This window comes from Epilithonimonas zeae, assembly GCF_023278365.1.
Taxonomy (GTDB): domain Bacteria; phylum Bacteroidota; class Bacteroidia; order Flavobacteriales; family Weeksellaceae; genus Epilithonimonas; species Epilithonimonas zeae_A.
The window spans coordinates 185860-211950 of the sequence record NZ_CP075338.1 but is presented as its reverse complement, the minus strand read 5'-3'; the positions used below and the strand labels follow the sequence as shown (position 1 = coordinate 211950).

At 35.1% G+C, this 26091-nt stretch carries 25 protein-coding genes; 12 read left to right on the top strand and 13 right to left on the bottom strand.

Annotated elements, in window-relative coordinates; all coding sequences use genetic code 11:
* Nucleotides 1-13: 13 nt before the first annotated feature.
* The 3 genes from thrA to KI430_RS00830 form a co-directional block, all read right to left on the bottom strand.
* Entirely contained in the window at nt 14-2458 is a 2445-nt protein-coding gene (gene thrA / locus KI430_RS00840; RefSeq protein ID WP_248876410.1) for a bifunctional aspartate kinase/homoserine dehydrogenase I, read from the bottom strand.
* Between the two features lie 234 nt (nt 2459-2692).
* Nucleotides 2693-3511 carry a helix-turn-helix domain-containing protein gene (locus KI430_RS00835; RefSeq protein WP_248876409.1) on the bottom strand — a complete coding sequence of 273 codons (819 nt, stop codon included), beginning with the start codon at nt 3509-3511 and terminating at the stop codon, nt 2693-2695.
* Nucleotides 3512-3538: 27 nt separating this feature from the next.
* Nucleotides 3539-4528: an SDR family NAD(P)-dependent oxidoreductase gene (locus KI430_RS00830; protein WP_248876408.1), complete on the bottom strand. Its 990-nt coding sequence runs from the start codon at nt 4526-4528 to the stop codon at nt 3539-3541.
* Nucleotides 4529-4850: 322 nt separating this feature from the next.
* Between KI430_RS00830 and KI430_RS00825 the strand changes: the two genes are divergently transcribed.
* The 9 genes from KI430_RS00825 (at nt 4851) to KI430_RS00785 (ending at nt 13149) form a co-directional block, all read left to right on the top strand.
* A complete protein-coding gene (locus KI430_RS00825; protein WP_027382663.1) occupies nt 4851-5192 on the top strand; it encodes a PadR family transcriptional regulator in 342 nt (113 codons plus the stop codon).
* Nucleotides 5193-5196: 4 nt separating this feature from the next.
* A complete protein-coding gene (locus KI430_RS00820) occupies nt 5197-6921 on the top strand; it encodes a PspC domain-containing protein (RefSeq protein WP_248876407.1) in 1725 nt (574 codons plus the stop codon).
* 92 nt (nt 6922-7013) lie between these two features.
* Nucleotides 7014-7931, top strand: a complete 918-nt coding sequence (locus KI430_RS00815) for an alpha/beta fold hydrolase (protein WP_248876406.1) — start codon at nt 7014-7016, stop codon at nt 7929-7931.
* Nucleotides 7932-7944: 13 nt separating this feature from the next.
* Entirely contained in the window at nt 7945-8775 is an 831-nt protein-coding gene (locus KI430_RS00810; RefSeq protein ID WP_248876405.1) for a GLPGLI family protein, read from the top strand.
* A gap of 254 nt (nt 8776-9029) precedes the next feature.
* Nucleotides 9030-9602 (top strand): 1-acyl-sn-glycerol-3-phosphate acyltransferase, encoded by a 573-nt coding sequence (locus KI430_RS00805; protein WP_248876404.1) that lies wholly within the window; start codon nt 9030-9032, stop codon nt 9600-9602.
* Between the two features lie 40 nt (nt 9603-9642).
* A complete protein-coding gene (locus tag KI430_RS00800; protein ID WP_248876403.1) occupies nt 9643-11163 on the top strand; it encodes a hypothetical protein in 1521 nt (506 codons plus the stop codon).
* A 108-nt stretch (nt 11164-11271) separates the two neighbouring features.
* On the top strand, nt 11272-11703 hold the full coding sequence (locus KI430_RS00795; RefSeq protein WP_248876402.1) for a PaaI family thioesterase: 432 nt from the start codon (nt 11272-11274) through the stop codon (nt 11701-11703).
* 17 nt (nt 11704-11720) lie between these two features.
* A complete protein-coding gene (locus tag KI430_RS00790; RefSeq protein WP_248876401.1) occupies nt 11721-12698 on the top strand; it encodes a chorismate-binding protein in 978 nt (325 codons plus the stop codon).
* Nucleotides 12699-12882: 184 nt separating this feature from the next.
* On the top strand, nt 12883-13149 hold the full coding sequence (locus tag KI430_RS00785; RefSeq protein ID WP_248876400.1) for a DUF6804 family protein: 267 nt from the start codon (nt 12883-12885) through the stop codon (nt 13147-13149).
* A 13-nt stretch (nt 13150-13162) separates the two neighbouring features.
* On the opposite strand, the gene KI430_RS00780 is transcribed toward KI430_RS00785, so the two are convergent.
* From KI430_RS00780 to dnaG, 10 genes are all read right to left on the bottom strand, one after another.
* Nucleotides 13163-13738, bottom strand: a complete 576-nt coding sequence (locus tag KI430_RS00780; RefSeq protein ID WP_248876399.1) for a hypothetical protein — start codon at nt 13736-13738, stop codon at nt 13163-13165.
* A gap of 42 nt (nt 13739-13780) precedes the next feature.
* Nucleotides 13781-15160, bottom strand: a complete 1380-nt coding sequence (locus KI430_RS00775) for a nucleoside permease (protein ID WP_248876398.1) — start codon at nt 15158-15160, stop codon at nt 13781-13783.
* A 21-nt stretch (nt 15161-15181) separates the two neighbouring features.
* Complete coding sequence (locus KI430_RS00770; RefSeq protein ID WP_248876397.1) at nt 15182-15784, bottom strand: bifunctional nuclease family protein; 603 nt, start codon at nt 15782-15784, stop codon at nt 15182-15184.
* A 278-nt stretch (nt 15785-16062) separates the two neighbouring features.
* Nucleotides 16063-17010: an electron transfer flavoprotein subunit alpha/FixB family protein gene (locus KI430_RS00765; RefSeq protein ID WP_248876396.1), complete on the bottom strand. Its 948-nt coding sequence runs from the start codon at nt 17008-17010 to the stop codon at nt 16063-16065.
* Nucleotides 17011-17152: 142 nt separating this feature from the next.
* Complete coding sequence (locus tag KI430_RS00760) at nt 17153-17899, bottom strand: electron transfer flavoprotein subunit beta/FixA family protein (RefSeq protein ID WP_248876395.1); 747 nt, start codon at nt 17897-17899, stop codon at nt 17153-17155.
* Between the two features lie 349 nt (nt 17900-18248).
* Nucleotides 18249-18950, bottom strand: a complete 702-nt coding sequence (locus tag KI430_RS00755) for an SDR family oxidoreductase (protein WP_248876394.1) — start codon at nt 18948-18950, stop codon at nt 18249-18251.
* Between the two features lie 141 nt (nt 18951-19091).
* Nucleotides 19092-20474: a dipeptidase gene (locus KI430_RS00750; protein ID WP_248876393.1), complete on the bottom strand. Its 1383-nt coding sequence runs from the start codon at nt 20472-20474 to the stop codon at nt 19092-19094.
* A 235-nt stretch (nt 20475-20709) separates the two neighbouring features.
* Nucleotides 20710-20967, bottom strand: a complete 258-nt coding sequence (locus KI430_RS00745; RefSeq protein WP_074235252.1) for a hypothetical protein — start codon at nt 20965-20967, stop codon at nt 20710-20712.
* Nucleotides 20968-21292: 325 nt separating this feature from the next.
* Nucleotides 21293-21970 carry an ATP-dependent Clp endopeptidase proteolytic subunit ClpP gene (gene clpP / locus KI430_RS00740; RefSeq protein WP_027382678.1) on the bottom strand — a complete coding sequence of 226 codons (678 nt, stop codon included), beginning with the start codon at nt 21968-21970 and terminating at the stop codon, nt 21293-21295.
* A gap of 72 nt (nt 21971-22042) precedes the next feature.
* Nucleotides 22043-23968 carry a DNA primase gene (dnaG, locus tag KI430_RS00735; protein ID WP_248876392.1) on the bottom strand — a complete coding sequence of 642 codons (1926 nt, stop codon included), beginning with the start codon at nt 23966-23968 and terminating at the stop codon, nt 22043-22045.
* Between the two features lie 79 nt (nt 23969-24047).
* On the opposite strand from dnaG, the gene tsaE reads away from it, so the two are divergent.
* Genes tsaE through KI430_RS00720 form a run of 3 tightly spaced genes read left to right on the top strand, consistent with a single transcriptional unit; the run spans nt 24048 to nt 26090 of the window.
* The gene (tsaE, locus tag KI430_RS00730; RefSeq protein WP_248876391.1) at nt 24048-24455 is read left to right on the top strand and encodes a tRNA (adenosine(37)-N6)-threonylcarbamoyltransferase complex ATPase subunit type 1 TsaE; all 408 of its coding nucleotides are present in this window, start codon (nt 24048-24050) and stop codon (nt 24453-24455) included.
* 57 nt (nt 24456-24512) lie between these two features.
* Nucleotides 24513-25709, top strand: a complete 1197-nt coding sequence (locus KI430_RS00725) for an alanine dehydrogenase (RefSeq protein ID WP_074235256.1) — start codon at nt 24513-24515, stop codon at nt 25707-25709.
* Between the two features lie 9 nt (nt 25710-25718).
* Nucleotides 25719-26090, top strand: a complete 372-nt coding sequence (locus tag KI430_RS00720; RefSeq protein WP_248876390.1) for a hypothetical protein — start codon at nt 25719-25721, stop codon at nt 26088-26090.
* Nucleotide 26091: the final 1 nt, after the last annotated feature.

Sequence of the window (26091 nt, the reverse complement as noted above, 5' to 3'; positions counted from 1 at the left end):
TATAACTGCAATTTTATTGCGCTGTAACTCTTACCAAATCCGCAAAAACTCCGGCAGCCGTAACTTCTGCACCGGCGCCCGGACCTTTCACGACCAGCGGTGTATTTCTATACCTTGAAGTCGTGAATGAAATGATATTATCGCTGCCCGACAATCCGAAAAATGGATGATTAGCATCTACAATCTGAACTTCGATATTGATTTTTCCATCTTCGAGGACACCGATTAATCTCAGTTTTCTGCTAGAACTTTCAGCTTCATTTTTGAATGATGAAAAGTAAGGTTCGTGTTTTTCCAGCTCTTCATAAAAAGCAGGAATTGATTCAGCTTTGAGACAAGCTTCTGGAAGAAAATCTTTGATATTAACATCGGACATTTCCAGAGGTAAACCAATTTCTCTTCCCAAAATCAACATTTTTCTGGAGAAATCCATTCCGTTCAAATCGTCTCTCGGGTCGGGCTCTGTATAACCTAACTCCTGCGCAGTTCTTACAACCTCAGCAAAAGTTTTATCACCCACATAATTATTGAAAATGTAAGAAATTGTTCCTGACAAAATGGCTTCGATTTTCAGGATTTCGTCACCGGAAATCCAAAGGTCATTTAGGGTCTTGATGATTGGAAGTCCAGCTCCAACATTAGTCTCATAAAAGAAACTGACGTTATTCTTTTTCGCTAACCTTTTGAACTTACTGTATTGCTCGTAAGAAGAAGAATTTCCTTTTTTATTGCAAGTCACAATAGAAATATTATTGTTAAATAATAACGGATATTCTGCAACAACATCTTCGCTGGAAGTGTTATCGACAAAAACCAAATTGGGTAAATTTTTATTTGAAATAATATTTATAAATTCTTTTAAATCTGATTTTTGTAAATTACCATTAAAGGTATTATTTAAAATAAAATCGGATTCGGGATTATCGAAAATTTTCATTTCACGACTGTTGGTAATTCCTACAACATTGATTTTAATCTGATGATTTTCTTCAAGATTTTTCTGTTCTCTTGCCAATTGTCGGAACAATTCTTTGCCGATATTTCCTGTTCCTGCAAACATCACATTGAAAGTTTTTACAGGAGAAAGCAACAGCGAATCGTGAACAACATTCAAAGCTTTAGACAATTCATTTCTTTCAATCACGGCAGAAATATTAAGCTCCGAAGATCCTTGTGCAATCGCAATAATATTGATTCCGTTCTTACCCAAAGCACTGAAAAACTTACCACTGATTCCTCTCGTTTTTTTCATATTCTCGCCAACGACAGAAATAATACTGAGTTCATTATCGAACTGTGGCTCGTCGATTTTATTGGAATTCAATTCAAATTCAAACTCTTCCCGGATGGCTTTTTCCGCTTTTTTCTCATCATCCAAAGAAACAACAAACGAAATGCTATGTTCAGAACTTGCCTGTGTAATGAGAATAACATTCACGTCATAGCGCGCCAAAACATTGAACAATCTTCCACTAAAACCTTTCATCCCAATCATTCCGTTTCCGGTAATATTGATGAGACAAGTTTTTTCGATAGAAACAATGCCTTTGATAAGACCTTTTGAAACTTCAGATTTTTGATGAATCAAAGTTCCTTGACTTTGCGGCTTAAACGTATTTTTTATATAAATCGGGATTTGGCTTTCAATTGCCGGAATCATCGTAGGCGGATAAATCACTTTTGCCCCGAAATATGACATTTCCATTGCTTCCTGATAACTGAGTTCTGACTGAGAAAAAGCATTCTTTACCAATCTTGGGTCAGCAGTTAAAAAACCGTCAACATCTGTCCAAATCTGGATTTCATCAGCTTTTAAACCTGAACCAAGAATTGCAGCAGTGTAATCCGAACCTCCTCTGCCCAAAGTTGTTGTGTCATCATTCTTATCTTTTGCGATAAAACCCGTTACCACATAGATTTGATTTTCTGGTTTCCAGTTTTTGAGGTTTTCATTTGTATTTTTAGAATCGACGTTGGCATTTCCGAAATGAGAATCAGTTTTAATTAATTCTCTGGAATCTTGGAAAATCGCTGGAAAACTTTCAGATTGAAGAAAAGCAGAAACAATCTTGCTTGACATCTGTTCTCCGTAAGAAAGCAGTCTATCTTTGATTCTGTCTGATAATTCACCAAGATTTTTAACACTGAATAAAACATCCTCAATCTCATTAAAACTCACTTTCACCATCATCAATAATGGATTCTGAGCCGTTCTTGGTAATAATTCCGAGATAATCTGATAGTGCTTTTCTTCAGCAGATTTCAGAATTTCTGAGAAATCATTTTGCTTCAAAGCTTCTTCTGATGCTGATAAAAGTGCATTGGTGATTCCTGATAATGCAGAACAAACTACTATTAAAGGTTCCTTTTTATTAAATTCTTTTTCTACAATTAGCTTCACATTTTGTAAAGCCTCCACACTTCCGACTGAAGTTCCGCCAAATTTTAAAATTTTCATTAGTTATATTTTAAAAACAAAAAAGCCTTTCTGTAATCAGAAAGGCTTTTGTTAATTATTATTTTTCTCAATATCACAAACACACCTTTCTGCAACTACTAATTGTAGTTGTTGTAGAAATCGTTGTTGTTGTGATTATGAAATTCATTGTCTTGTAAAATCTTTAACGAAAGTATGAAAACATTTCTCTCCTGCCAATTTTTATTCAATTATTTTTAGATTAATTTAGATTTTTCATAGAATCGATAACGATTTAACCAAATTTTTTGGTGCATATCCAAACTGTTTTTTGAAAGCAAAAGAAAAATGGGACAGATTTTCAAATCCGGTTTCGAAATAGACATCAACAGGTTTTTTGTGCTTTTCAGCAATTTCATAATGGGCTAATTCCAACCGTTTTTTCGTCAGCCATCTTTGCGGTGTGGAGTTGAAAGCTTTATAGAAATCCCTTTTGAAAGTCGTTAAACTGCGACCGGTCAAATATCCGAATTTCTCCAATGGCATATTGAACATAAAATTCTTTTCCATAAAAGTTACCAAATCAATTTTTCCGGGTTCATCAAAATTATTAAGCACAGAATCTATATTATCATCAATGGTTCTGAGAATATTGATTGCTTCATTAATTTTAAGAGAAGCAATATTTTCAGGGAAATTATTCTGCATCTCAAAATACGGAATCAGTGAAGCTAGGCAGCTTTCCAACAGCGGATGTTTCTCGAAACTGATGATTTTATCTGTTGGACTTTTTGATTTTGATTGATTGTTACTGTAGAATTCACGGAGTCTTTTTGATGACAGATGCATCGCCACAGCTTTGTGAGGCAATCCGTCTTTCGGATAATTAATGATGGCTGCCAATTGATTTCTCGGAATCAAAAAAGTGCTTCCGGCTCCAAATAAAAAACTCTCATCTGCCTGAATAATCTTCGTTTCACCGGAAATCAGCCAAACCAACAAATGGTCTTCAAATGCTGCTTCGGTTTTGAACAACTTCCCTTCGTAACTGGAAAGTTTGATTTCAGGGTTGATATAATTAACTTGATAATCCATAATGCTTCTAACACAAAGTTACGAATATCAATTGATGTCAAATGGAATTCCCGTCATTTCTTCGCTCAATTTCCATAATCTTTTGGCATTGGTTTCATCCAAAGAATATGTTTTGATTCCACCGATAATTTTCACATCGGAACTCAACTCCGCAACATCAACATTTTCACAATAAACTCCTCCCAAATCATTAAGCGAAGGACTTGTCGCACACCAAACGGTTGTTGCTGCGCCTTGAGGAATGGTTTTAAGAGAAGCTTTAACTTCCGGCAACAAATTTCCTTCTGAATCCACATAACCTAACTTTTGAAATAAATCCAAAGGTGCTTCTCTCCCTAATTCTGTTCCGCCGACTGCGCCCGGACATAATGCATAACTTCTCACATTGTATTCTTTTGCCCGATTATCCAATTCCATTGAAAATAGATTGACTGCAGTTTTAGATTGTCCATAACCAAGCAGCGTTTCGTAGTCACGATGGAGAAAATTCGGGTCTTCAAAATTGAAATCAGAGAATTGATGTCCGCCTGAAGAGACATTCACTACTCTTGCACCGTTTGCTTGTTTCAAAGCCGGCCACAATCTTGCCGTCAGCTGAAAATGAGCCAGGTAATTAACAGCCAATTGGGATTCAAAACCACGATGGTCTCTGCGGAGTGGAACCCACATTATTCCTGCATTATTAATCAATAAATGAAGCGGTCTTCCCGATTTTAAGAATTTTTCAGCAAATCTATCAATCGAATCAGGATTTGCTAAGTCTAATTCTTCCAATTCAATATTAGGAATTCCAGCAAGATTTTTTTTCGCTTTTTCGATATCTCTTGCAGGAACAATTACGGTTGCTCCGGCTATTGCCATTGTTTTCACTGTTTCTAAACCAATTCCGGAATTACCTCCTGTAACGATAGCTATTTTTCCTTCGAGATTAATTCCTTTGATGACTTCTTCCGTTGTTGATTTTGCATTAAAGCCAGAATTAATCGGCTTTTGTAATGCTCCTTGATAATTGTTCATTGTTTAAATATTTTATTAAAGCAAAATTAGACCACATAATCTTCATCAATTTTGTTTAAACGTCCGAATTAACTTTGTTTAAAAGCTCATTTTATAATTTAACATAAGAATCATCTATAAACATCAAATTTCATCGTTAAAATTTTAACACTGAAAATCAATCACTTAAATCAAATATTTAAAAATATTTACTACTTTGTATTGCATAATACCATTCTATTTACATATCTTTGCAATGTAAAGTTAGAGAAGCAGATTCGAAGTTCATTAAAAACTAACGACATCAGACTTTACATTAACCGATTAAAACCAAACAATTAATATGAATACGGAAAACACAAAAGCGCAAATGCGCAAAGGGATTCTGGAATTCTGTATTTTGAGCCTGATTCAGCAACGTGAAATGTATGTTTCTGACCTGATAGAATCTCTCAAAAAAGGAAAACTGGATGTGGTGGAAGGAACTCTTTACCCTCTACTCACAAGATTGAAAAACGGCGAATTTTTAGCTTACAGATGGGAAGAATCTACCAGCGGACCGCCAAGAAAGTATTATCAGATCACTGAAAAAGGAAGTCTCTTCCTAGCAGAATTACAAACCACCTGGCAGGAACTGACAGACTCGGTAAACCAAATCACATCAAACTCTCACTCTCAAAACTAATATTATGAACAAGACATTATCTATAGCACTCGCAGGATTCTCTTTTATGATAGACGAACACGCTTATATCAAGCTTAGCGATTATCTGAATGCCTTGAGAAATTCTCTAGACGCAGCAGAAGCAGACGAAGTAATGCACGATATTGAAATCCGAATGGTCGAGATTTTCAAAGAAGTACTTGCCAAAAGAGAAGTTATCAACGATTCTGACGTAGAAAAAGTAATTGCTCAAATCGGAACGCCGGAACAAATTGATGAGCAGGAAGAAGCTTATTTCTCTGAAGGAAAACAAAATAAATCAAAGTCTTCTACAAGCTACAGCAGTTACAGCAGCAATTCTCAAAAACAATTGTTCCGTGACCCGGAAAGACAGAAAGTTGCCGGAGTTTGCGCAGGTTTAGCAGCTTATTTTGGAATGGACATCACTTGGATGAGGTTGATTTGGGTTGGTGCATTTTTGTTCCTTTGGGTCGCTCCGGGATCATCTTTCTTAGTAGTGATTTTGTACTTCATCCTTTGGGCTGTTTTACCAAAAGCAGAATCAGCTTCTGACTTTTTGAAGATGAAAGGAAAACCTTTAAACTTCGATAACTTAAAGGAAGAATCCAGCAAAATAGTGCAGTTTGCCAATGAGACAACTACAAGAGCAGGAGAAATCTATAATGAGAATCGCCCAAAAATCGGTTCTGCAGGAGATTCTTTCTTGAAAGTTCTGAAATATTGTCTTGCTATTTTGCTAGCATTGATGGCAGCTGGATGTTTCATCGGATTGTTTGCAATGATGTTTGCTTACGGTTCTGACAAATTCGGGATGGACAATAATCTTGGATTCTATCTGGAGGAAAACAACCTTGGTTACCTGTTGCTTGCTATTGCAGCTTTGCCAACAATCATCTTTGGAGTAGCATTCTTATTATTATCAATCAAATTATTCTCACCAAAGTCAAAATTTAACTATGTTGGACCGGTACTTGGAACATTAGGAATTATCTGGATTATTTTAATCGGAGTTTTGGCTGCAAGCGCATCTAGTTTCAACTTCAGATATAGTGGACAAAATGAAGATTATGAAAATATCTCTATCTCTGTTCCAAACGACACGATTTATCTTGACAGCAAGAAAGTGGCAATTCCTGAAAACTTCAAAGCATACTTTGGTAAAATCTATTCTGATAAAGCAACAATTTATAAAAGAGATTGGCCAAGTGTAGAAATTACAAGAAGAGAAGATATCAAAACGCCTTACATCATCATTAAGAAAGAAGCAGATGGCTACAACCAGCCTCTTAAGATGAAAGTTCCTGTGGAGATCAGAGGTAATAGAATTCTTCTTCCAAATTATTTCGAATATCCTTATGAATACAGATTCAGAGATTACAGATTAGATTATGAGTTGGTAATCCCATCTAAAATGAAAGTTATTAACGAAAAAGAATATGAAGTAAGTACTCGTGGCGACGATGATGACAATGATGATAACAATATAGAGAATAACAATCACCAAGGAATCACTGTTGAAGAAAATAAAATCAAAATCAACGGAACAACTATCGAATATAATTCTGAAGATAGCGACTCTGTAAAAATTAATGGTAAGAATTACTCCAAAGATTCTGCAGATGTAGTTTTGGAAAGAATGAAATTGGATGACCAGGTGAAGAAAAGCATCAAAGATATGAACATCAATATCAAAGATGGTAAAAAAGAAATCCATATTAAAACTAATTAAAAATTGAGAGTGGATTAGTTGAAAAGCGGGTCAGAAGTCTTAGGGCTTCCGCTTTTCTCCTAGTTCCCTAAAGCCAGATCACAAAAATTAATATGAAAATCTATACTATTTTACTTTTGATAATTGGTTATTTACCAACTTCGGCTCAACATAGCGGTAGTAAGCTTGTATCTGTTGAAGGTAAAAAAATGACTTACAAAACTTTTAATCTTGAAAACAGAAAAGATGGAGAACCTATTTTGGTGTTCGAAGCTGGATTAGGAGGTGGTACCTTCGATCCTATCCTCCCTTATCTACCAGCTAACATTGGAGGAATAGAATATGAAAGAAATGGACTTGGAAATTCTGAAGCTGATTCTAATATCCTCTCAGATTCTCAGGTTGTAGAAAGACTGCATAGTATGTTACAATCACTCAACATAAAACCTCCATACCTACTTGTTGGACATTCTATTGGGGGACCTTACATCAGGCTATTTGCAGCTAAATTCCCAAACGAGGTCTCCGGACTTGTTTTATCAGACCCGACAGATTTTATGTTAACAAAAGAGGAAGATGAAAGGGCAAAGATAAAATCTGAAAGCAAAACCGGATATCAAGAAATTTCTACTATTATAATAAAATCACTGTCACAAAATAAAAATGTTAGTCAGGGAACAAGAAACGATGCGGCAAGAGCATTAAACTCCAATTCTAAGGGATTTTTTATTGAATATACAGATCTGCCAGCACTAGACAAAAAGATTGCCACAACAGTTATCATTTCGTATAACAAATATATTGAAACTCCGGATGAAGAGATGAACAGAAATTTAAATCTAGGAATCAATTTTAAAGCCTGGTGGAAAGAATATGATAATCTAAGAATAGAGCATTTTTCTGATCTTATAAAAGATAATGATAACAGCAAAATCATTCTCCTACCAAAATATTCTCACGGCATACATTATCAAAATCCAGAACTAGTTGCAAAACTTATCGTGGAGAATTACAAAAGTTATGTTAAATAAAATCTATATTAATATGAAGACTTATATTATTTTACTTTTGATATTCTTCACCACTCTATCAAAAGCGCAAACGCATCGTTTTATTTACGAATATAAATTCAAGCCAGACTCTACCAGTACAAATTACAGAAATGTAAATATGGCTTTGGACATCAATCCAACGGATGTAAAATTCTATGATTATGAAAGCGTTTTGAATGATTCTATCAATAAGAAAGGTGGCAGAAATTACAACTGGACCGGAGCGCCTGTAATCAAAAGAAATAAAAATTCTTATCAGAATACTAATTACGAGATGATGATGGATTATTTTTCTTACACAACGACAGATAAAATGGATTGGAAATTAGAAAACGAAACCAAACCTTCCGGACAATATACGCTCCAAAAAGCAACCACAAATTTTGGTGGAAGACAATGGATCGCTTGGTTTTGCAAAGATGTCAACATATCAGAAGGACCTTACAAATTCCGAGGATTACCAGGTTTGATTTTCGAAATCAATGACAGTAAGGACAATTTCATCTTCAAACTAATAAAAAGCCAAAAAATTGAAAAAACTTTTGACACCTCAGACTTTATGGAAGCATTTGCAGGTAAAAAACCTCTGAATCTGAAAATAAGTGATATGCACAAAATGATGCTTCAGTTTTATAATGACCCGATGAAAGAACTGAGAGAAAAATTTGATGATGTGCCACCAGGAACTTTTCAGGTTGGAGGAAAAAAAATCACAAGCAAAGATCAGTTCAAAGAAATGGCAAAAGTGATGCAGCATCATATTTTAAAAAACTACAATCCCTTAGATTTGACTACTGCAGTAACTTATCCTGTAATCAATTAACAATTTAATAAAATTTTAACTCTTTAATTAAAGAAGAAACAAAATTATTACTAAATTTGTTCAAGAAATAAACTTCTAATCACAAAAATAACCAAAAATGATTCAATTAGTACTAGAAATCGCAATCAAAATCGTAGATTTCATCAGCAACCTGTTTTGAGACGTAAAGAATACCTAGATATTTCTTAAGAATAAACATATTTTGTAAATTTGTAAAGTATAACCTCCATGGGTTATACTTTATTTTTTTGTCTATGAAAAAAATCCTCGCAAAAATCATTCTGAAAATAGTTGGTTGGAAAGTTGTTTTACAAGGCGATGTCAATAACCTTGACCGATGTATTCTTGTTGTAGCGCCACACACAGATAACAGCGAATATCTTCTTGGGAACCTTGCCTATTGGTCTCTTGGCAAGAAGCTGAAAATCATCATCAAAGATGCGCATACGAAAGCTTGGTACGGCGGGATTGTGAAAGCAATTGGCGGAATTGGGATTGACCGTTCTCAGAAAAATGACTTGGTGAATTTCGTTGCCAATGAGTTCAAAAAAGATGATTTTAGTTTGGTAATTACCCCAGAAGGAACAAGAAGCTGGGTTCCAAAATGGCGAAAAGGATTTTACAATATGGCTCTGGCTGCTAAAGTCCCAATTGTTTTAGCCGGTGGCGATTACAAAAGAAAAACGATTAATCTGGGTTATAAAATTCCTTATGAAAAATTAGAAACTCATACTTACGAGGAAATCATGCAGGAGATTCAGGATTTCTATATCAAATATGATATCACGCCTAAAAAACCAGAAAACTGGAATCCACAGATATATTAGTAAATTAACAAAACACACAAATAGAATGAAAAAAAGATTAATGGCAGTACTTGTACTTAGCTTTACATTTGGTTTTGCTCAAAATAAAAAAAGTACAACCAAAACTACATCAACAAAAAAAAATGTCTTAACTTCACAAACAACTACAAAAGAGGATGGCTTTTTACCAGTAAAATTCTTAAAAAATAATCCTACAAAACCTATCGACGAAAAATTGTTGGCAGATTTAAAGTCAAGAAATTATGATGTAGCAATTAGTGATCAAATTCCGATGGATGAAAACAATACAAATTTTCAATATGACTATTTGACCAACAGAAAAAATAAAAAAAGCATCCTAATCTCGCCAGACGGAAAAGAAGAGGAATTTGCAGAAGATGTTAATTTCATCAATGTTTTTAAAGATGGATCGAAAATAATTTCTGACAAGTGTATAGAAAAACCAGAAGTTTTCCACTGTTCAAATGTGAGAATAGTTTCAAAAGATGGGACAATAAATCAAATTCCATCACAGTATCGTTTCCTCATAAATATGGAAAAAAACCACACGAATTTTAAAGAAAAATCTTTTGTGGTATTATTTAATTCTACAACAGCCAATAAAAATATTATAGACGAAAAAGGCACGATGCTTTTGCCTAAAGATGCGCTGGATATAGAACTGCTTTTTCCTCCTTATGCTTCTATAAAAACAGAAAATGAAACAACCAGAATCTATCATCTTTTGGATAAAAAATTTGTGGATTTTGAAAATTTAAAATTCAATCGCGCTTTGCCAACTTCAAAATTATTGACGATGACTAGGACTACAGACAAAAAATTTGTTGCTGTGGACCCAACATCAAAAAAAATACTTTTTGAAGCTGAAGGAAGTATTATGGAAATTGGCGATAAGGAAATTGCGAAAGATTTTTTTGTGGTGCTGAAGGATAATAATAAACAGGTTGTAAACCGAAAAGGAGAATCTGTTTATGAGGATAAAGTTTCGAATGTTAGAATTTTGGAAAACGGAAATATCTCTGTTACAGATAATGATTACAAACAAAACACGTATGATGTTTCAGGAAAAAAATATTTGTATCCAAAGTTTTACAAAGAATTGGGGAAAGTTGGCAATTTCGAATACATAAAATATGATAAATTCTACGAAATTTCTAACCCATCAACAGGAGAAACAATCTATACAGAAAACGACAGAGTGCAACAATATGGAAAACTTGGAAATCTAATTTACATCAATAGAACTTTTGAGACCAAACCTGGAGTACATTTGGCTGGAGTTTATGATATTTATGATAAGGAAAATATGCTAATTGCTAAAAACAAAAAAGGCTTCAACAGAATGACGGATGGCAATGACAGCTATTTTACCATTCGAAATGAAAGCGATTATAGCATTATAGAAAGGAATGGTAAAATCTTAATTGATAGCATAAATTTACCGTATTATTATATAAGATATAACAACTCAAAAAAAATATTCGAATTAACTAAAAAACGAGAAGGTTCTGCTTATGAATGTTATGACTTAACAGGAAATAAAGTAGACTGTAAAAAATAAAATTCATAAAACTAGGTTATTGTTGAAGGCCGTTTGAACAGTTTTCTCCGTCGTCAACAATATCTTAACCGATGGACGCATCTCGAAATTTTATCTAAAATCAAAATAATGGACGAAGCTAAAAAAAAAGAAATACTAGACTATCTCAATAACGCTAGCAAAAACACATTGGGAGAAACTTTGGAAATTGTTTACACCGATGTTTCCGATGATTTTTTAACAGCGACAATGCCAGTTAATTCCAGAGTTCATCAACCTTACGGGATTCTGCACGGCGGCGCAAGCTGTGTTTTGGCAGAAACTTTGGGTTCTTGTCTTTCGTTGATTAATATTGATACTGATAAAGTTGTACCGGTTGGAACTAATATCAACAGTAATCATTTGAGAGCAAAACGAGAAGGTATAGTGACTGGAACGGCGACTTTTATCCGAAAAGGTAACACAATGCACGTTTCTCAAATCGAAATCCGTGATGAAAAAGGAAACCTGATTAATCACACAACCATGACGAATAATATCGTTCCTGTCGGAAAAGTCTAATTTCATTTTAGAAAGCAATGCTCATTTTCAGATTACCCGATTCGGATATTTACCATACTTTGGAATCTTCTCAGGAAAAATTGGTTTCATTTGTCAGCTTCGACACCAAAACGGTTTTGGACTTTAAAGGAAACATCAAAGAAATTTCCATAGAAGAAATTGAAAATCAAAATATTTCGCCAAAAAGTAAAAGCCAGCTTATAGAAATAGCAAAAGAAACTCAGGAATCTTATGCTCTGAAAATATCTCAGGCTAAAGATTTTATTGAGAAAAATGAGCTTAAAAAACTCGTTCTTTCCAGAAGAAAACTCTTGATGTATCTTGACATCGATTCTGAAAAAAAATTGTCTTTAACCAAAAGTTTCCTAAAATTCTGCGACAGCTACCCTTCCGCTTTCTGTTATTTGTTTGAAAAAAATGGAGAAATCTGGATGGGTGGATTTTCGGAGGTTTTAGGGAAATTCGATAAGAGAAATAATTCTTTTGAGACAATGAGTGTTGCGGGAACGCTTCCACTGGATGAGAACTGGACGGATAAAGAAATCGAAGAACAAAAAGCCGTTACAGAATATATTCAGTCCATTCTTAGAAAATTCTCATCTAACCTTAGAGTTTCCTCAACAAAAGATTTGATTTCAGGAAACATCAAACACTTGAAAACTGATTTTTCTGCTGAAATAAGTCCTGAAAGTCTGGATAAAATTATTTCTGAACTTCATCCAACGCCAGCCGTTTGTGGATTTCCAAAAGAACTTTGTGCGCAAGGCATCAAAAGCATAGAGCATTTTAACAGAGAATTTTACGCAGGCTACATTAAAGTCGAAACTGAAGATTACATTTATTACTTCGTGAATCTTAGATGCGCCAGCTTCTTTAAAAATTATGCTTTTCTGTTTGTAGGCGGTGGAATCACATTAAAAAGTGACGCTCAAAAGGAATGGGAAGAAACAGAACTTAAATCTCTTGCGATTCAAAACAATTTGATTTTCGAATAGAGATAATTTATTAACCTAAATTAATTATTCAATTACAATAAAAACATACATTAATAATTAATTAAAAATAATCTCAAAAATTTAAATTATAAACATTTAATTAGTATTTTTACGACAAATCGATAATATGAATCAGCTTTTAAAGTTAATCTTGATAGCCGTTCTTATCTTGTGTTTTTTAAAAATGCCTTATATGTTTTACAGACTTTCCGGTTATGGATTGTTTGTTGGTTTTGGCTGGTTAGCTTATGATGCGTTTCAAAGAAAAGATTCTTTGGATGTCAAAATCTTTGTTGTTCTTGCGCTGCTTTACAATCCTTTTATTGGGCTTCCAATTCCTAACCTTATCCAAGTCATCATTAATATTATAGTGATTATAGGAATGATTCTAAATATCCTCTTCTCACAAGAGAATCCTTATGAAGACTACACAAAAAAAGATGACCGCTAAGTCATCTTTTATTTTATAATCCTACTTGAATTTTAAATCCTGAATTGATTCTTATTTTCATTTGAGTTACAGCCGGTTCCAACTCTTTACCTTTTAATTCTAACGCAATAGAAACATCTTTGGACTTCAAATACTCCATCAACTCTTTATCTGCCGGTGTAAAATTAAGTGCCGTCGGGCTTACATTATTAACAACAGCTGCAATTTCAATTTCTGCAAGAGTAGGTGTTTTGATGTAGATTTTCGCATCTTGAACCTTATCTAGTTTAATCGAATCTGAATCAGAAGAAGAAACAAAATTCACTACAAAACTAGACAATTTTGCAGATTTTACATTATCTATGGTCGCTCCGTTAAACTGCTCTCTGATTTTTGCATCTAAATCAAGATTAAGAGGAATTGAAGGATATTTGATTGGTTCTGTTGTTACAGCAAAAGGAATTGTAGTTTCTACATCAAACGGAATGGTAAACGGAACCGGAATGGTAATATCATCTATTATATCCTCAACTTTGCTGCAACTATTCATACTAATTAGTCCTACAATTAAAGTAGAAACGGCTAGAGTACTTATGATTAATTTTTTCATTTCTTTTATTTATTATTTTATTATCAAATATTCGCCCAAAAATTAGTGCGTAATATTTTTAACATCTTCCGCAGAATGTTTATGCTTGAAAAATACGCCAAATAAAACAGCAATAATCAAAGCATAGCCTGCAAAATAAAGCCAGATATGCGGCCAGTTCTTCACCAGTACAACATTAGATAAAGTCCCATCCGGATTAACTACAGCATTAAAAGAATTTTTCAAAATTTCTATGAATGTAGAATCTGTTGGTGTCGTTTCCAGGTATGATGATAACTCTGAAGCTGTCGTAAATTTAATTGTGAAGAATTTATCAATAGCCCAACCTGCAATGTAACTTCCCAAAACAGCTCCAAAACCATTGGTCATCATCATAAACAAACCCTGAGCAGATGATCTGATTTTTTTGTCTGTCGTAGTTTCCACAAAAAGAGAACCAGAAATATTGAAGAAATCAAATGCCATCCCATAAACCACACAAGATAAAATAATCATCCAAAGGCCGTTCACAGGATCTCCGTAAGCAAAAAGTCCAAATCTAAGAACCCAAGCCAACATACTGATTAACATTACTTTTTTGATACCATATCTTCTCAGGAAAAACGGAATTGCCAAAATAAATAAGGTTTCCGAAATCTGAGAAATTGACATAATAATGGTTGATTTTTCAACAACTATCGAGTTGGCATACTTTGGGAAATGAGCAAATTCACTCAGGAAAACATCGCCATAGGCATTAGTCAATTGCAACGCAGCTCCCAATAACATTGAGAATAAAAAGAACAACGCCATTTTAAAATTCCCAAATAATTTGAAAGCATTCAAACCTAATTGCTCAGAAAGCGGTGCGTTTTTATCAATTAATTTTTGAGGCGGACATTTTGGTAATGTTAAAGCATAAAGCCCTAATGCAACTGCAGCTACACCAGCGATATAAAACTGTCCTTCTGTAGCTTTGTTACCTGTCAAATTGGTAATCCACATGGCGACGATGAAACCCACAGTTCCCCAAACTCTGATGGGTGGAAAATCCTTAACAACATCCAAATGACTGTTTTTCAGAATCGTATATGAGATCGAATTGGTTAAAGCAATTGTCGGCATGTAGAAACACATAGCAACCAACATTATGGAGAAAAAAGAGTTTGGCGTTTCTGCGTGGGGCAAAATAAACAGAACAGCGCCATATAAAATTTGTAAAACAGAATAAATCCTTTCTGCATTCACCCAACGGTCAGCAATAATTCCTGTAATCGTTGGCATGAAAATCGAGGCAATACCCATTGTTCCGAAAACTGCTCCAAACTGAGCGCCGTCCCAATGTTTTGTTCCGAACCAGAAGTTAGCCATTGTAATTAGCCAAGCTCCCCAAACAAAAAACTGAAGAAAGCTAAGTATTGTCAGTCGTAATTTTAAATTCATATCTTAAATGATAATATATATTTATTCTATTTTTTTATTTCTGCGTTTGATTTCTTCCTGCAATCTGAGTGCTGTATCATAATCCTCTTCTTTTACGGCATCATTCAGCAATTGGTTTAATTCTTCCAAAGAAACACCTGATAGATCATTGAAATCTGTTGAAATCTCTTCCTCTTCTTCTACTCCTACTTTTTGAGTTTCTTCGAGTTCTAATAAAATTCCAGCTTCGTTCAGAACATCTGAAGTCGTATAAATAGGTGCATCGAAACGAACAGCCATTGCAACAGCATCAGAAGTTCTTGCATCCAAAATCAGCTCTTCTTCTGTTAACGGATTTTTGAAATTTATATTGGAGAAGAAAACGCCGTCTTTGATTTGGTAAATAATGACAGACTCTAGTTTAAAACCTGTATTTTTCACGAACTGAGCGAAAAGATCGTGCGTCAAAGGACGAGGCGGATTGATGTCTTTTTCTAATCCCAAAGAAATGGATTGTGCTTCAAAATTCCCGATAACAACAGGCAATTTGACCGATGTTTCTTCATGTTCCAACAACAGCGCATAAGCTCCCGATTGAGTCTGGCTGTATGAGATCCCTCTAATGATTAATTTTTTATAATCCATTTAGCAAATATAAAATTTTTTGTTAATTTTCATTTAGGATTTGTCGATTTTTCCATTGTTTAGGTTATAAAATCATTAAATAATTCAGTATTTCACTTTCCGAATCCTTAAAGCGTTGAATTGCAGCAGCCCGGCTTGAGCGGAAATCCTTTTTACGCAACGAAGTGGAGTGAAAAGATTGGGAGCGGAAGACGGATTAAGCTGCCCAAATAATGATACTTATTAAAACAAAAAAACCTGAATCACTGACTCAGGTTTATATTTTTATGAAATTTGGATTAAGCTTTCAATGCTTTGATTTTCTCTGTTAATGCAGGAATGATCTGGAAGGCATCGCCCACGACTCCATAATCCGCAGATTTGAAGAAAGGTGCTTCCGCATCATTATTGATAACCACAATCGTTTTCGAACTGTTAACGCCCGCCAAATGCTGAATGGCGCCGGAAATACCAACTGCAATGTAAAGATTGGGAGAAATTGCTTTTCCAGTTTGTCCAACGTGCTCTGTGTGAGGTCTCCAACCGATATCAGAAACTGGTTTTGAACAAGCTGTAGCCGCTCCGAGAACATTTGCCAAATCTTCTATCATTCCCCAATTTTCGGGACCTTTCAAACCTCTACCTGCAGAAACTACGATTTCCGCTTCTTTAAGGTCAAGTTTTCCTGAAGACTGCTCGTGATTGATCACTTTTGTATCTTCGTTGGCAATGCTTAGTTCTTTCACTTCTTCTGAACCTGAAGCTGCATTTTCCTTAACTCCGAAAGCATTTTGAGAAACGGTTACAATCACACCAGCTGCATCAGCTTTTGCGTGCATAAAACCTTTTCCAGAGAAAGCTTTTCTCTTAACTTGGAAAGGCGAAGTGCTTTCTGGAAGATCAATCACATTCGTAATCAATGAATAATTTTTCTGAATTGCCAACATTGGCGCTACAGAAGATGCATCTGTTGTGTGAGGGAAAACGATAATATTTCCGTCAGCAATTTGGTTAATTGCTTCTGCATAAGCCTTAGCGCTGAAATTTTTAAGACCTGCGTCTTTTACATTCACTACTTTATCTGCTCCATATTTGTAAAGCAAATCTGAAGAATCTGTTGGATTGATAGAAATTGCAGTTACTGAATCTCCAGTTTTTCCTGCAATAGCTTTTGCGTAAGAAACGGCTTCAAATGCTGCTTTTTTATAAATTCCGTTTATATTTTCTGCGTATACGAATACTGCCATAATTTTTTAATTTTTGTCAGATGTCAGATGTCGGAAGTCAGAAGTTTTCAAACTTGACTCTGAAATCGTGGATTTGATTAATTAAATAATATTTTTGTTAAAATTGAATTCTCATCGGACATCTAACTTCCGACTTCCAACTTTAGATTACTTTCGCTTCTTCGTGAAGTAATCTTACCAACTCGTCTAGGTTATCTGCAGAAACCAACTTCACAGCTGCTCTTGGAGCAACACTATCAAAAGAAACAGCTTCCACTTTCACTTCAGAATTGGAAGGTTCTACAACATTAAGAGGTTTTGTTCTTGCAGACATAATTCCTCTCATATTCGGGATAATCAAATCTTTTTCGTCTACCAAACCTTTTTGTCCTGCAACAACAGCTGGTAACTTAACCGAAATCGTTTCTTTACCACCTTCGATTTCTCTAACCGCAGTTGCTTCTGAACCATTAACATCCAATCCAACCGCTGCATTAACAAAAGCATAATTCAACAGCTGAGCAACCATTCCCGGAACAGCGCCACCATTATAATCAATCGATTCTTTTCCTGCCAGAACCAAATCGTAACTACCATCTTGAGCAATTCTCGCAATTTCTTTTGCTACAGAGAAACTGTCTTTCGCCTCTGTGTTAACTCTCACAGCGTCGTTCGCTCCGATTGCCAAAGCTTTTCTGATCACTGCTTCTGTTCCTGCATCTCCAACATTCACAACTGTTACAGTCGCTCCTTGAGATTCTTGTAATTTTATAGCTTTTGTTAAAGCAAACTCATCTAATGGATTAATCACCCACTGAATTCCGTTTTTGTCAAAAGCAGATTTATCTGCTGTAAAATTAATTTTACTTGTAGTATCTGGAACACTACTGATACAAACTAATATTTTCATATGTAAGTATTTATTGTTTTTAATGGTCATATGCAATCGCACTCACTTTGAAATAATTTAATTTTCCGAATTGTGGCGATTTCATCTGTTAAATATATTTTTAATTAATTATCAATAAGAATCGATCTTAACGATAACATTTGACGTTACTAACTGTGGCTAATATATATAAAAAATACTATGCATGCATAATTTATTGTTATTTATTAAATAACATCGGAAACCGCTTTAATAAAAGGGTATTTAGATTCTTTATAAATAATTTCATCCATTTCTAGCCAATTTTGCAGAATTTTGACTTAACAAATATCTGGGTCAAATTATCGAATTTTCAAAAAATCAATAATTTTTATTTCTTTACCTGACTTGCTCGGAACTCAATTTTGCTTGGCAAAACACGCGGGTTCATATTCAGCATATCGAGGACAAGATTTCCCATATCTTCCGGCTGAATTTTCCATTCGTCTTTTTCCGATGGAACATTTCCGTTAAAATAAGTGGCAACAGAACCAGGCATTATGGTTGAAACTTTGATATTATATTTTCTAAGGTCAATCATTGCAGCCTGTGTAAAACCAACAACGCCAAACTTCGAAGCGTTATAACCTGCTCCATTTTCAAAGAAATTAGTTCCGGCAAGACTTGCAATCGTAATGTAGTAACCTTGAGATTTTTTCAGTTCTTCAACCGAAGCTTTCAATGTATAGAAACAACCTGTCAAATTAGTTTCCTGCATTGCATTCCAATCTTCTATCGTCAATTCATCGACTGGTTTGAAAATTCCTAGACCTGCATTGGCAATCACAACATCTAGGCTTCCGAAATTCTGAACAATCTTTTGAACTGCTGATTCTTCATCCTGAAATTTCCTAACATCAGAACTCACTCCTAAAACACTTTCAGAAATTACTTTAAGCTCAGAAACTGCTTTGTCCACATCTTCCTGTTTTCTTCCACTAATAGCCACTTTGTGACCATTCTTCAATAAAACTTCTGCAATTCCGAAACCTATTCCTTTGGTTCCACCTGTGATATAAATAACTTTTGACATAATTTTTTTTGATTTTATTTTATTAAATTTTGCTCGCAGATTAAGCTAATTTTGCAGATTTTATTACGGAAATTTTGCTTAATCTGTGAAATTCATTAGATTTTAATATAAAAAAAGACAGCCTAAACTGTCTTTACATTTTTATCCTTTTGCATAAAACTCAAAGAAATAAGGAATACTTTCAATACCTTTATAATAGTTATACAATCCGTAATGTTCATTTGGTGAATGAATCGCATCTGAATCCAAACCGAATCCCATTAAAACAGATTTAGCCCCAAGAACTTTCTCGAACAAAGACGTAATAGGAATACTTCCTCCACTTCTGTAAGGCAAAACTTCTTTACCAAATGCTTTTTCCATTGCTTTTTTAGCAGCCAAAAATTCTTTAGTGTTGCTTTCCAAAACATAAGGCATTCCGCCGTGATGTGGCGTTACTTTTACTTTCACGCTTTTAGGAGCGATTTTCTCAAAATACTTTGTGAATTTTTCAGTGATTTCTTCCGGTGTTTGATTGGGAACCAATCTCATCGAGATTTTAGCAAAAGCTTTGGAAGCAATTACCGTTTTCGCACCTTCACCAGTGTAGCCTCCCCAGATTCCGTTCACGTCCAAAGTTGGTCTGATAGAAGCTCTTTCCAAAGTTGTATAACCTTCTTCTCCCTGAATATCATTAAGGTTGATTGATTTCTTATAAGCTTCTGGATTGTCTTTCAGTTTGTTCATTTCCTTTCTGTCTTCGTCGGAAACAACTAGAACATTGTCATAAAAACCGTCGATTGTAATGTGACCTTTGTCATCAATCAAATCGCCAATCATTTTTGATAAGACATTGATTGGATTCGGAACCGCACCACCGTAAAGTCCTGAATGTAAATCACGATTCGGGCCTTCTACTTCAACCTCAACATAACTCAATCCACGCAAACCTGTCGTAACTGTTGGCTGCTCATTAGAATAAATATGTGTATCAGAAATCAAGATCACATCACAACTCAGTTTTTCTTTATTTTCTTCAAGGAAATCTGCCAAACTTGCAGAACCCACTTCTTCTTCACCTTCAATCAAAAATTTGACATTACAAGGCAAAGAATCTGTTTTCATCATTGCTTCGAAAGCTTTGACATGCATAAAGAATTGCCCTTTGTCATCTGCGGAACCTCTTGCGAAAATCGCACCTTCCGGATGAAGTTCCGTTGTTTTAACAACCGGTTCGAAAGGGTCGCTTGTCCATAATTCCAAAGGATCAGCCGGCTGAACGTCATAATGTCCGTAAACCAAAACGGTTGGTAAATTAGCATCAATGATTTTCTCTCCGAAAACGATTGGATAACCTTTGGTTTCAAGGATTTCTACGTTGTCTGCTCCAGCAACTTTCAGATGTTTTGCTACCTCATCTGCACATTTCAGAACTTCTGATTTGTAAGCCGGATCTGCACTGATGGAAGCAATTCTAAGGATATCAAATAATTCATCAAGAAAACGTTGTTTATTTTCTTGGATGTATGCTTGTGTTGTACTCATTTTGTTAATGATAAATGATTAGTCTATGATTTTAAAATTATTTTTTTTGAACGCAAAGTCCGCAAAGTTTTTATATAAATTATTGAGGATATTTTAAGGTTCGCAAAGACGTAAAACTACTCAACAAAGAAAAACAAAGTTTATTATTACTCTCATTTTTCTATTGAGGTTCGTAAAAATAAAAAATGTCCTGCAAACGCAAGACATTTTTTATTATAATATTTTTATAAAATTCTTAGTGGTGCTCAGCAGGAGCTTCGGCTGTTGCAGCTGGTTTAACTTCTGATGTCACTGTCTTTGCAGAATCTGCTACAACGTGAGAAACAGCTTTTGTAGAATCTGCAGTTGGATGGTAAGTTCCGTGAGGTGCATTAGGATCGTCATATCTTACTACTTCATCCGTTTTTTTCAAACGTCCTTTGTTCCCACCAGCAGGAAGATCACAAGACACAACTAAGATAGCAGAAGCCAACAATATTACAGATTTTTTCATTTTTTATTATTTAACGTGTCAAAAGTAGTGAAATTGAGATTTTCTGCAAAATTATTTTTTGTAAAATGTACGATGTAAAAAGTAAAATGTAATCTGTCTAATTTAATTTGTCGTAGTTTCATTACAAATCTCTAATCGAAGAACAATGTTTCAACTTTGCGAAGCGCGCCCCGACCTGAGTGGACTCTTCGAGAGCCTCAGAGTGACAAAGCGGGAACGGAGGGCGGATAAAGGCGCCCAAATGATAATCTGAGTTGATGAGTTAGAGAGCATCAGATAGAATACATAAAAAAAACCTGACTCAAATGAATCAGGTCTTGTTGTTTTATTTTTTTCTTTCAAGAACTTCGTCTACCATTCCGAATTCTTTGGCTTCGGTAGAGGTCATCCAGTAATCTCTGTCAGATGCTTTTTCTACCCACTCGTAAGTTTGGCCAGAGTGGTTTGAAATAATGTCGTACAATTCTTTTTTCAACTTCAACATCTCTCTTAGGTTGATTTCCATATCAGATGCTACACCTTGTGCACCACCAGAAGGCTGGTGAATCATCACTCGAGAATGCTTCAAAGCAGAACGTTTTCCTTTTTCGCCCGCTACCAAAAGAACCGCGCCCATAGAAGCCGCAATTCCGGTACAGATTGTTGCTACATCCGGTTTGATGATTTGCATTGTGTCATAAATTCCCAATCCTGCGTAAACACTTCCTCCTGGAGAGTTGATGTAGATCTGAATATCTTTTGCAGAGTCTGAACTCTCTAAGAACAATAACTGCGCTGTAATGATATTCGCAACCTGATCGTCGATTCCTGTTCCGAGGAAAATGATTCTGTCCATCATCAATCTAGAAAAAACGTCCATCTGTGCAACGTTCATTCTTCTTTCCTCCATAATGTAAGGCGTAAGATTGGTCGGATTGAACATTCCCATATATTGGTCTGTAACAAGACCGTTATTTCCCATATGTTTTACCGAGAAATCTCTGAATTCTTTTTTAATGTCCATATTATATTTGGTTATTTTTAAATCTGTATTGAGTTTACAATTTCTATTCCTTTGCTAAAGTAAGTCATTCTGTCACAAAATACGAAATAATTCGCTGTCTAATTTGTTTTTGAGTTGAGTCAAGAGAATGATATTTTGATAAATATGCGTGTTATCTTGCTCATTATCTGTTGTATTCTTCAGGTCATTGATTAACTTAACAACATATTCTCTTTTATGTCTTAAAACAATATCTGAAACAAGCTTCGGAACAACTTCCTCTTCTGAACTAAAATAGATATTGAACTTGTTCCAATTACTTGTATGATAATTTTCTATCAGCGCATTCGCTAGTTTACCAGAGATTTCCTCATCCATCATATTGAAGAAAAAATTACCCGATCTTATTTCGTTTTGCAGAATTCCTTCTTTAATTTCAGAAATAATGGTTTTATGAATATCCAGCTGAATCTCGCATTCATCTTCTTCCAAATGATTCAGAATTTCTTCTATGACTGTGATTTTGTAAGCGTTTCCATCAGCATCTTTTCTGTCTAAGACAAAATCGCCGTATTTCAACATCAAATCAACCAACTTTTCTTCCTGAAGCAACAATGGGTTGACAGAAAAAGTATTTTCCTGAACAATTTCTAATTTTGGAGCAGCCTTTTTCTCTTCAAACTTAGGTTTTGATTCCTGCTGTTGTGTGACATTGGTTTGAATCTGAAGTTCATTAAACAAACTTTGCTCACTCAATCCAAATTTAGTCGAAACTTCTTTCAAATAAACCTCACGTTTCAGAGCATTCTGCACAAAGGCAACCGATTTTACAATATCACGGATTGATTCTGCTTTTCTGATGGGGTCGTTGCCTGCATCTTTCAAAAGAATCTCAGCTTTGAAATCGATGAAATCTTTGGCTTCTTTCTCAATGAAATTCTCTACATATTCCTGCGGATGTTTTCTCGCAAAAGAATCTGGGTCATCGCCATCTGGAAAGAGAAGAACACGAATGTTCATCCCTTCGGAAAGTAACATATCGATACTTCGGAAACTGGCTTTGATTCCTGCTTTATCGCCATCGAAAAGAATCGTTACATTTTCCGTTAATCTTTTGATGAGTTTGATTTGTTCCGTTGTCAAAGATGTTCCAGAACTCGCCACAACATTTTCAATCCCAGACTGATGAAGCGACACAACATCCATATAACCTTCTACCAAAAGACAGAGATTCTTTCTGGAAATAGATTGTTTGCTTTGATTTAAGCCATACAGAACGTTGGACTTATGATAGATCTCGGTTTCCGGAGAGTTGAGGTATTTCGCAGTTTTGACATTGTTCTTGAGAATCCTCGCACCAAAACCCAAAACTCTTCCCGAAAAGCTATGAATCGGAAAGACTACTCTATCACGGAATCTATCAATTCCTGAGGGTGTATTTTCCGGAAATATGGACAACCCTGATTTTTCAAGAATATCTTTGGAATAAGCTTTTCCAAGAGCGAACTCTGTAAACGCATTTTTCTTTTCAGGCGAATATCCCAATTGGAATTTCCTGATAATATCATCCCGAAGTTCTCTTTCTTTGAAATAAGAATAAGCAATCATTTTGCCTTCCTCCGATTCCCAAAGCTGATCTTGGAAAAAATCATTCGCAACCTCGTGGATTTTGTAAAGCAAATCACGCTCGGTTTGTGATTGTTTTTCCTCTTCAGAATATTCTCGGATATTTTCCTCTATCTCTATCCCATATTTTTTCGCCGCATGGCGAAGTGCTTCGGGATAAGTGAAATTCTCGACTTCCATTAAGAAAGAAATAGCCGTTCCTCCCTTTCCTGTCGAGAAATCTTTCCAGATCTGTTTACTTGGAGAAACCACAAAACTTGGTGATTTTTCCTCATGAAAAGGACTCAAACCTTTGAAGTTAGAGCCTGCCCTTTTCAACTGAACATATTCACCAATAATCTCTTCTACACGGATGGTAGAAAATATTTTATCAATCGTCTCTTTCGTAATCACGATGTAAAGGTAATAATTAGTTTTAATTTTTATTCTGAAATAAAATCTGCAGAAACCTTATTTTTGTAAAAAATTTAAGATGCAATTTACAATTCATCAGCTTGAAGAATGGAAAGATATTGTTAATCAAATCATTCCAAATCTTGAACATAATATTCTTCTTCTCAAAGGCAATCTGGGCGCAGGAAAAACCACTTTTTCCCAGTTTTTGCTTAAAGAATTGGGAAGCTCAGACGAAATTTCTTCTCCAACCTACTCTATTGTGAATGAATACGATACACCAAAAGGAAAAGTTTTTCATTTTGATTTGTACCGATTAAAATCTGTGGAAGAAGCTTATGATTTCGGGATTGAGGAATATCTTGACAATGGATTTTTGTCAATTATAGAATGGCCGGAAATCTATATGGACGAGCTTGAAGGTTACGATTTTCACAAAATGACCATCACCAATACAGAATCCGGAAGAGAAATCGAGTTTAATTAAACATAATAGTAATTTGTTTTATCTTTGCTTTAGATTTTGAACAATGATTCGTTTTATATGAGCAGTACATCAACCATATTTACGCCTTTTACAGAAGAAGAACTGATTCCTAAAGAGGAAAAACTAGAAGTTGTAAAAAAAGGAAAAACCTTCAGCATTGGGATTCCAAAAGAAACTTGTCTGAATGAAAAAAGAACGTGCATCATTCCGGATGCAGTTCAGATTTTGGTAAATAATGGACACAAAGTCATCATAGAAAGTGGCGCCGGAGAAGGTTCTCACTTTTCTGATATTTTATACTCCGAAGCTGGTGCAGAGATTACAAATGACCCCAAAGTCGCTTTTTCTCAAGACTTGGTTTTGAAAATAAATCCACCAACCGAAGAGGAAATCGATTACTTGAGACCGATGACTTATTTAATTTCGGCTTTACAAATCAATCTTCGAGACAAAGATTATTTCCTGAAATTAGCTTGCAAAAAAGTCAATGCCATCGCTTTCGAATTCATAATGGATGAGTACAAACAATTGTCATTGGTAAGATTAATTGGTGAAATTGCAGGAAGTGTTTCCATCCTTTACGCCTCAGAATTATTGGCAATGTCCAATGGATTGATGCTTGGCGGAATCACTGGTGTTCGTCCTACGGAAGTTGTGATTTTAGGCGCTGGAATTGTGGGTGAATTTGCTACAAAAGCAGCGATTGGACTTGGAGCGAGTGTCAAAGTTTTTGATAATTCATTATCGAAGCTTCGAAGACTTCATACTTTGGTTGATAGCCGCGTTCCAACATCTGTCATCGACCCGAAAGAATTAACAAAATCACTTAGAAGAGCTGATGTTGTTATCGGTGCTTTACCAAGATTGAATCTTCCCCCGATCGTTACCGAAGATATGGTAATGAAAATGAAAAAAGGAAGTGTCATCATCGATATCACAATCGATAATGGAAAAGTGATTGAAACTTCGGAGCTGACAACAACAGAAAAACCATTCATTGTAAAACACGACGTTATCCACTGTGGTTTACCGAATTTGACTTCAAGAATGCCGAGAACGACAACGAAAGCTGTGAGCAATTTCTTCCTAAGTTATCTGTTAGGTTATGACGAAGAAGGCGGTTTCGAAAATATGTTGATTCATAAAAACGAAATCAAACAATCTCTTTATATGTACAAAGGGAGACATACGAAACAATTGATTTGTAACAAGTTCGACCTTCCTTATCACGATATCAATCTTTTGATTTTCTAAATCTCATTAATGCTAAAAAAATTAAAATTCTACGCTATCGGTCTGGTTCCAGGCTTGTTAATCGTATTTTTCATACTCAATCAAAAAGGTACAAGTTGCTCTTATTTCCCTAATGACAGAGTAATTGCTGAAACGTTGACTAAAGATTTCACCTATTCTCCAACTTTCAAAACGGAAATGGAAGTAAACAAAATCTCAGAACAATTCTTGAAAGACAGCATCATCGCTGGTGGAAAAATTGATTTTGACCGAAGCAAAGCGCAAGAGAAACCTTGTCCAAAATACGTTTTGGTTTATCCGAAAAACAATCCGAGATTCGAAATTAATTATTCTAAATGCAAGGAAAACGCTGAGTTTACAGGCTTGAAAAAACTGAAATAAT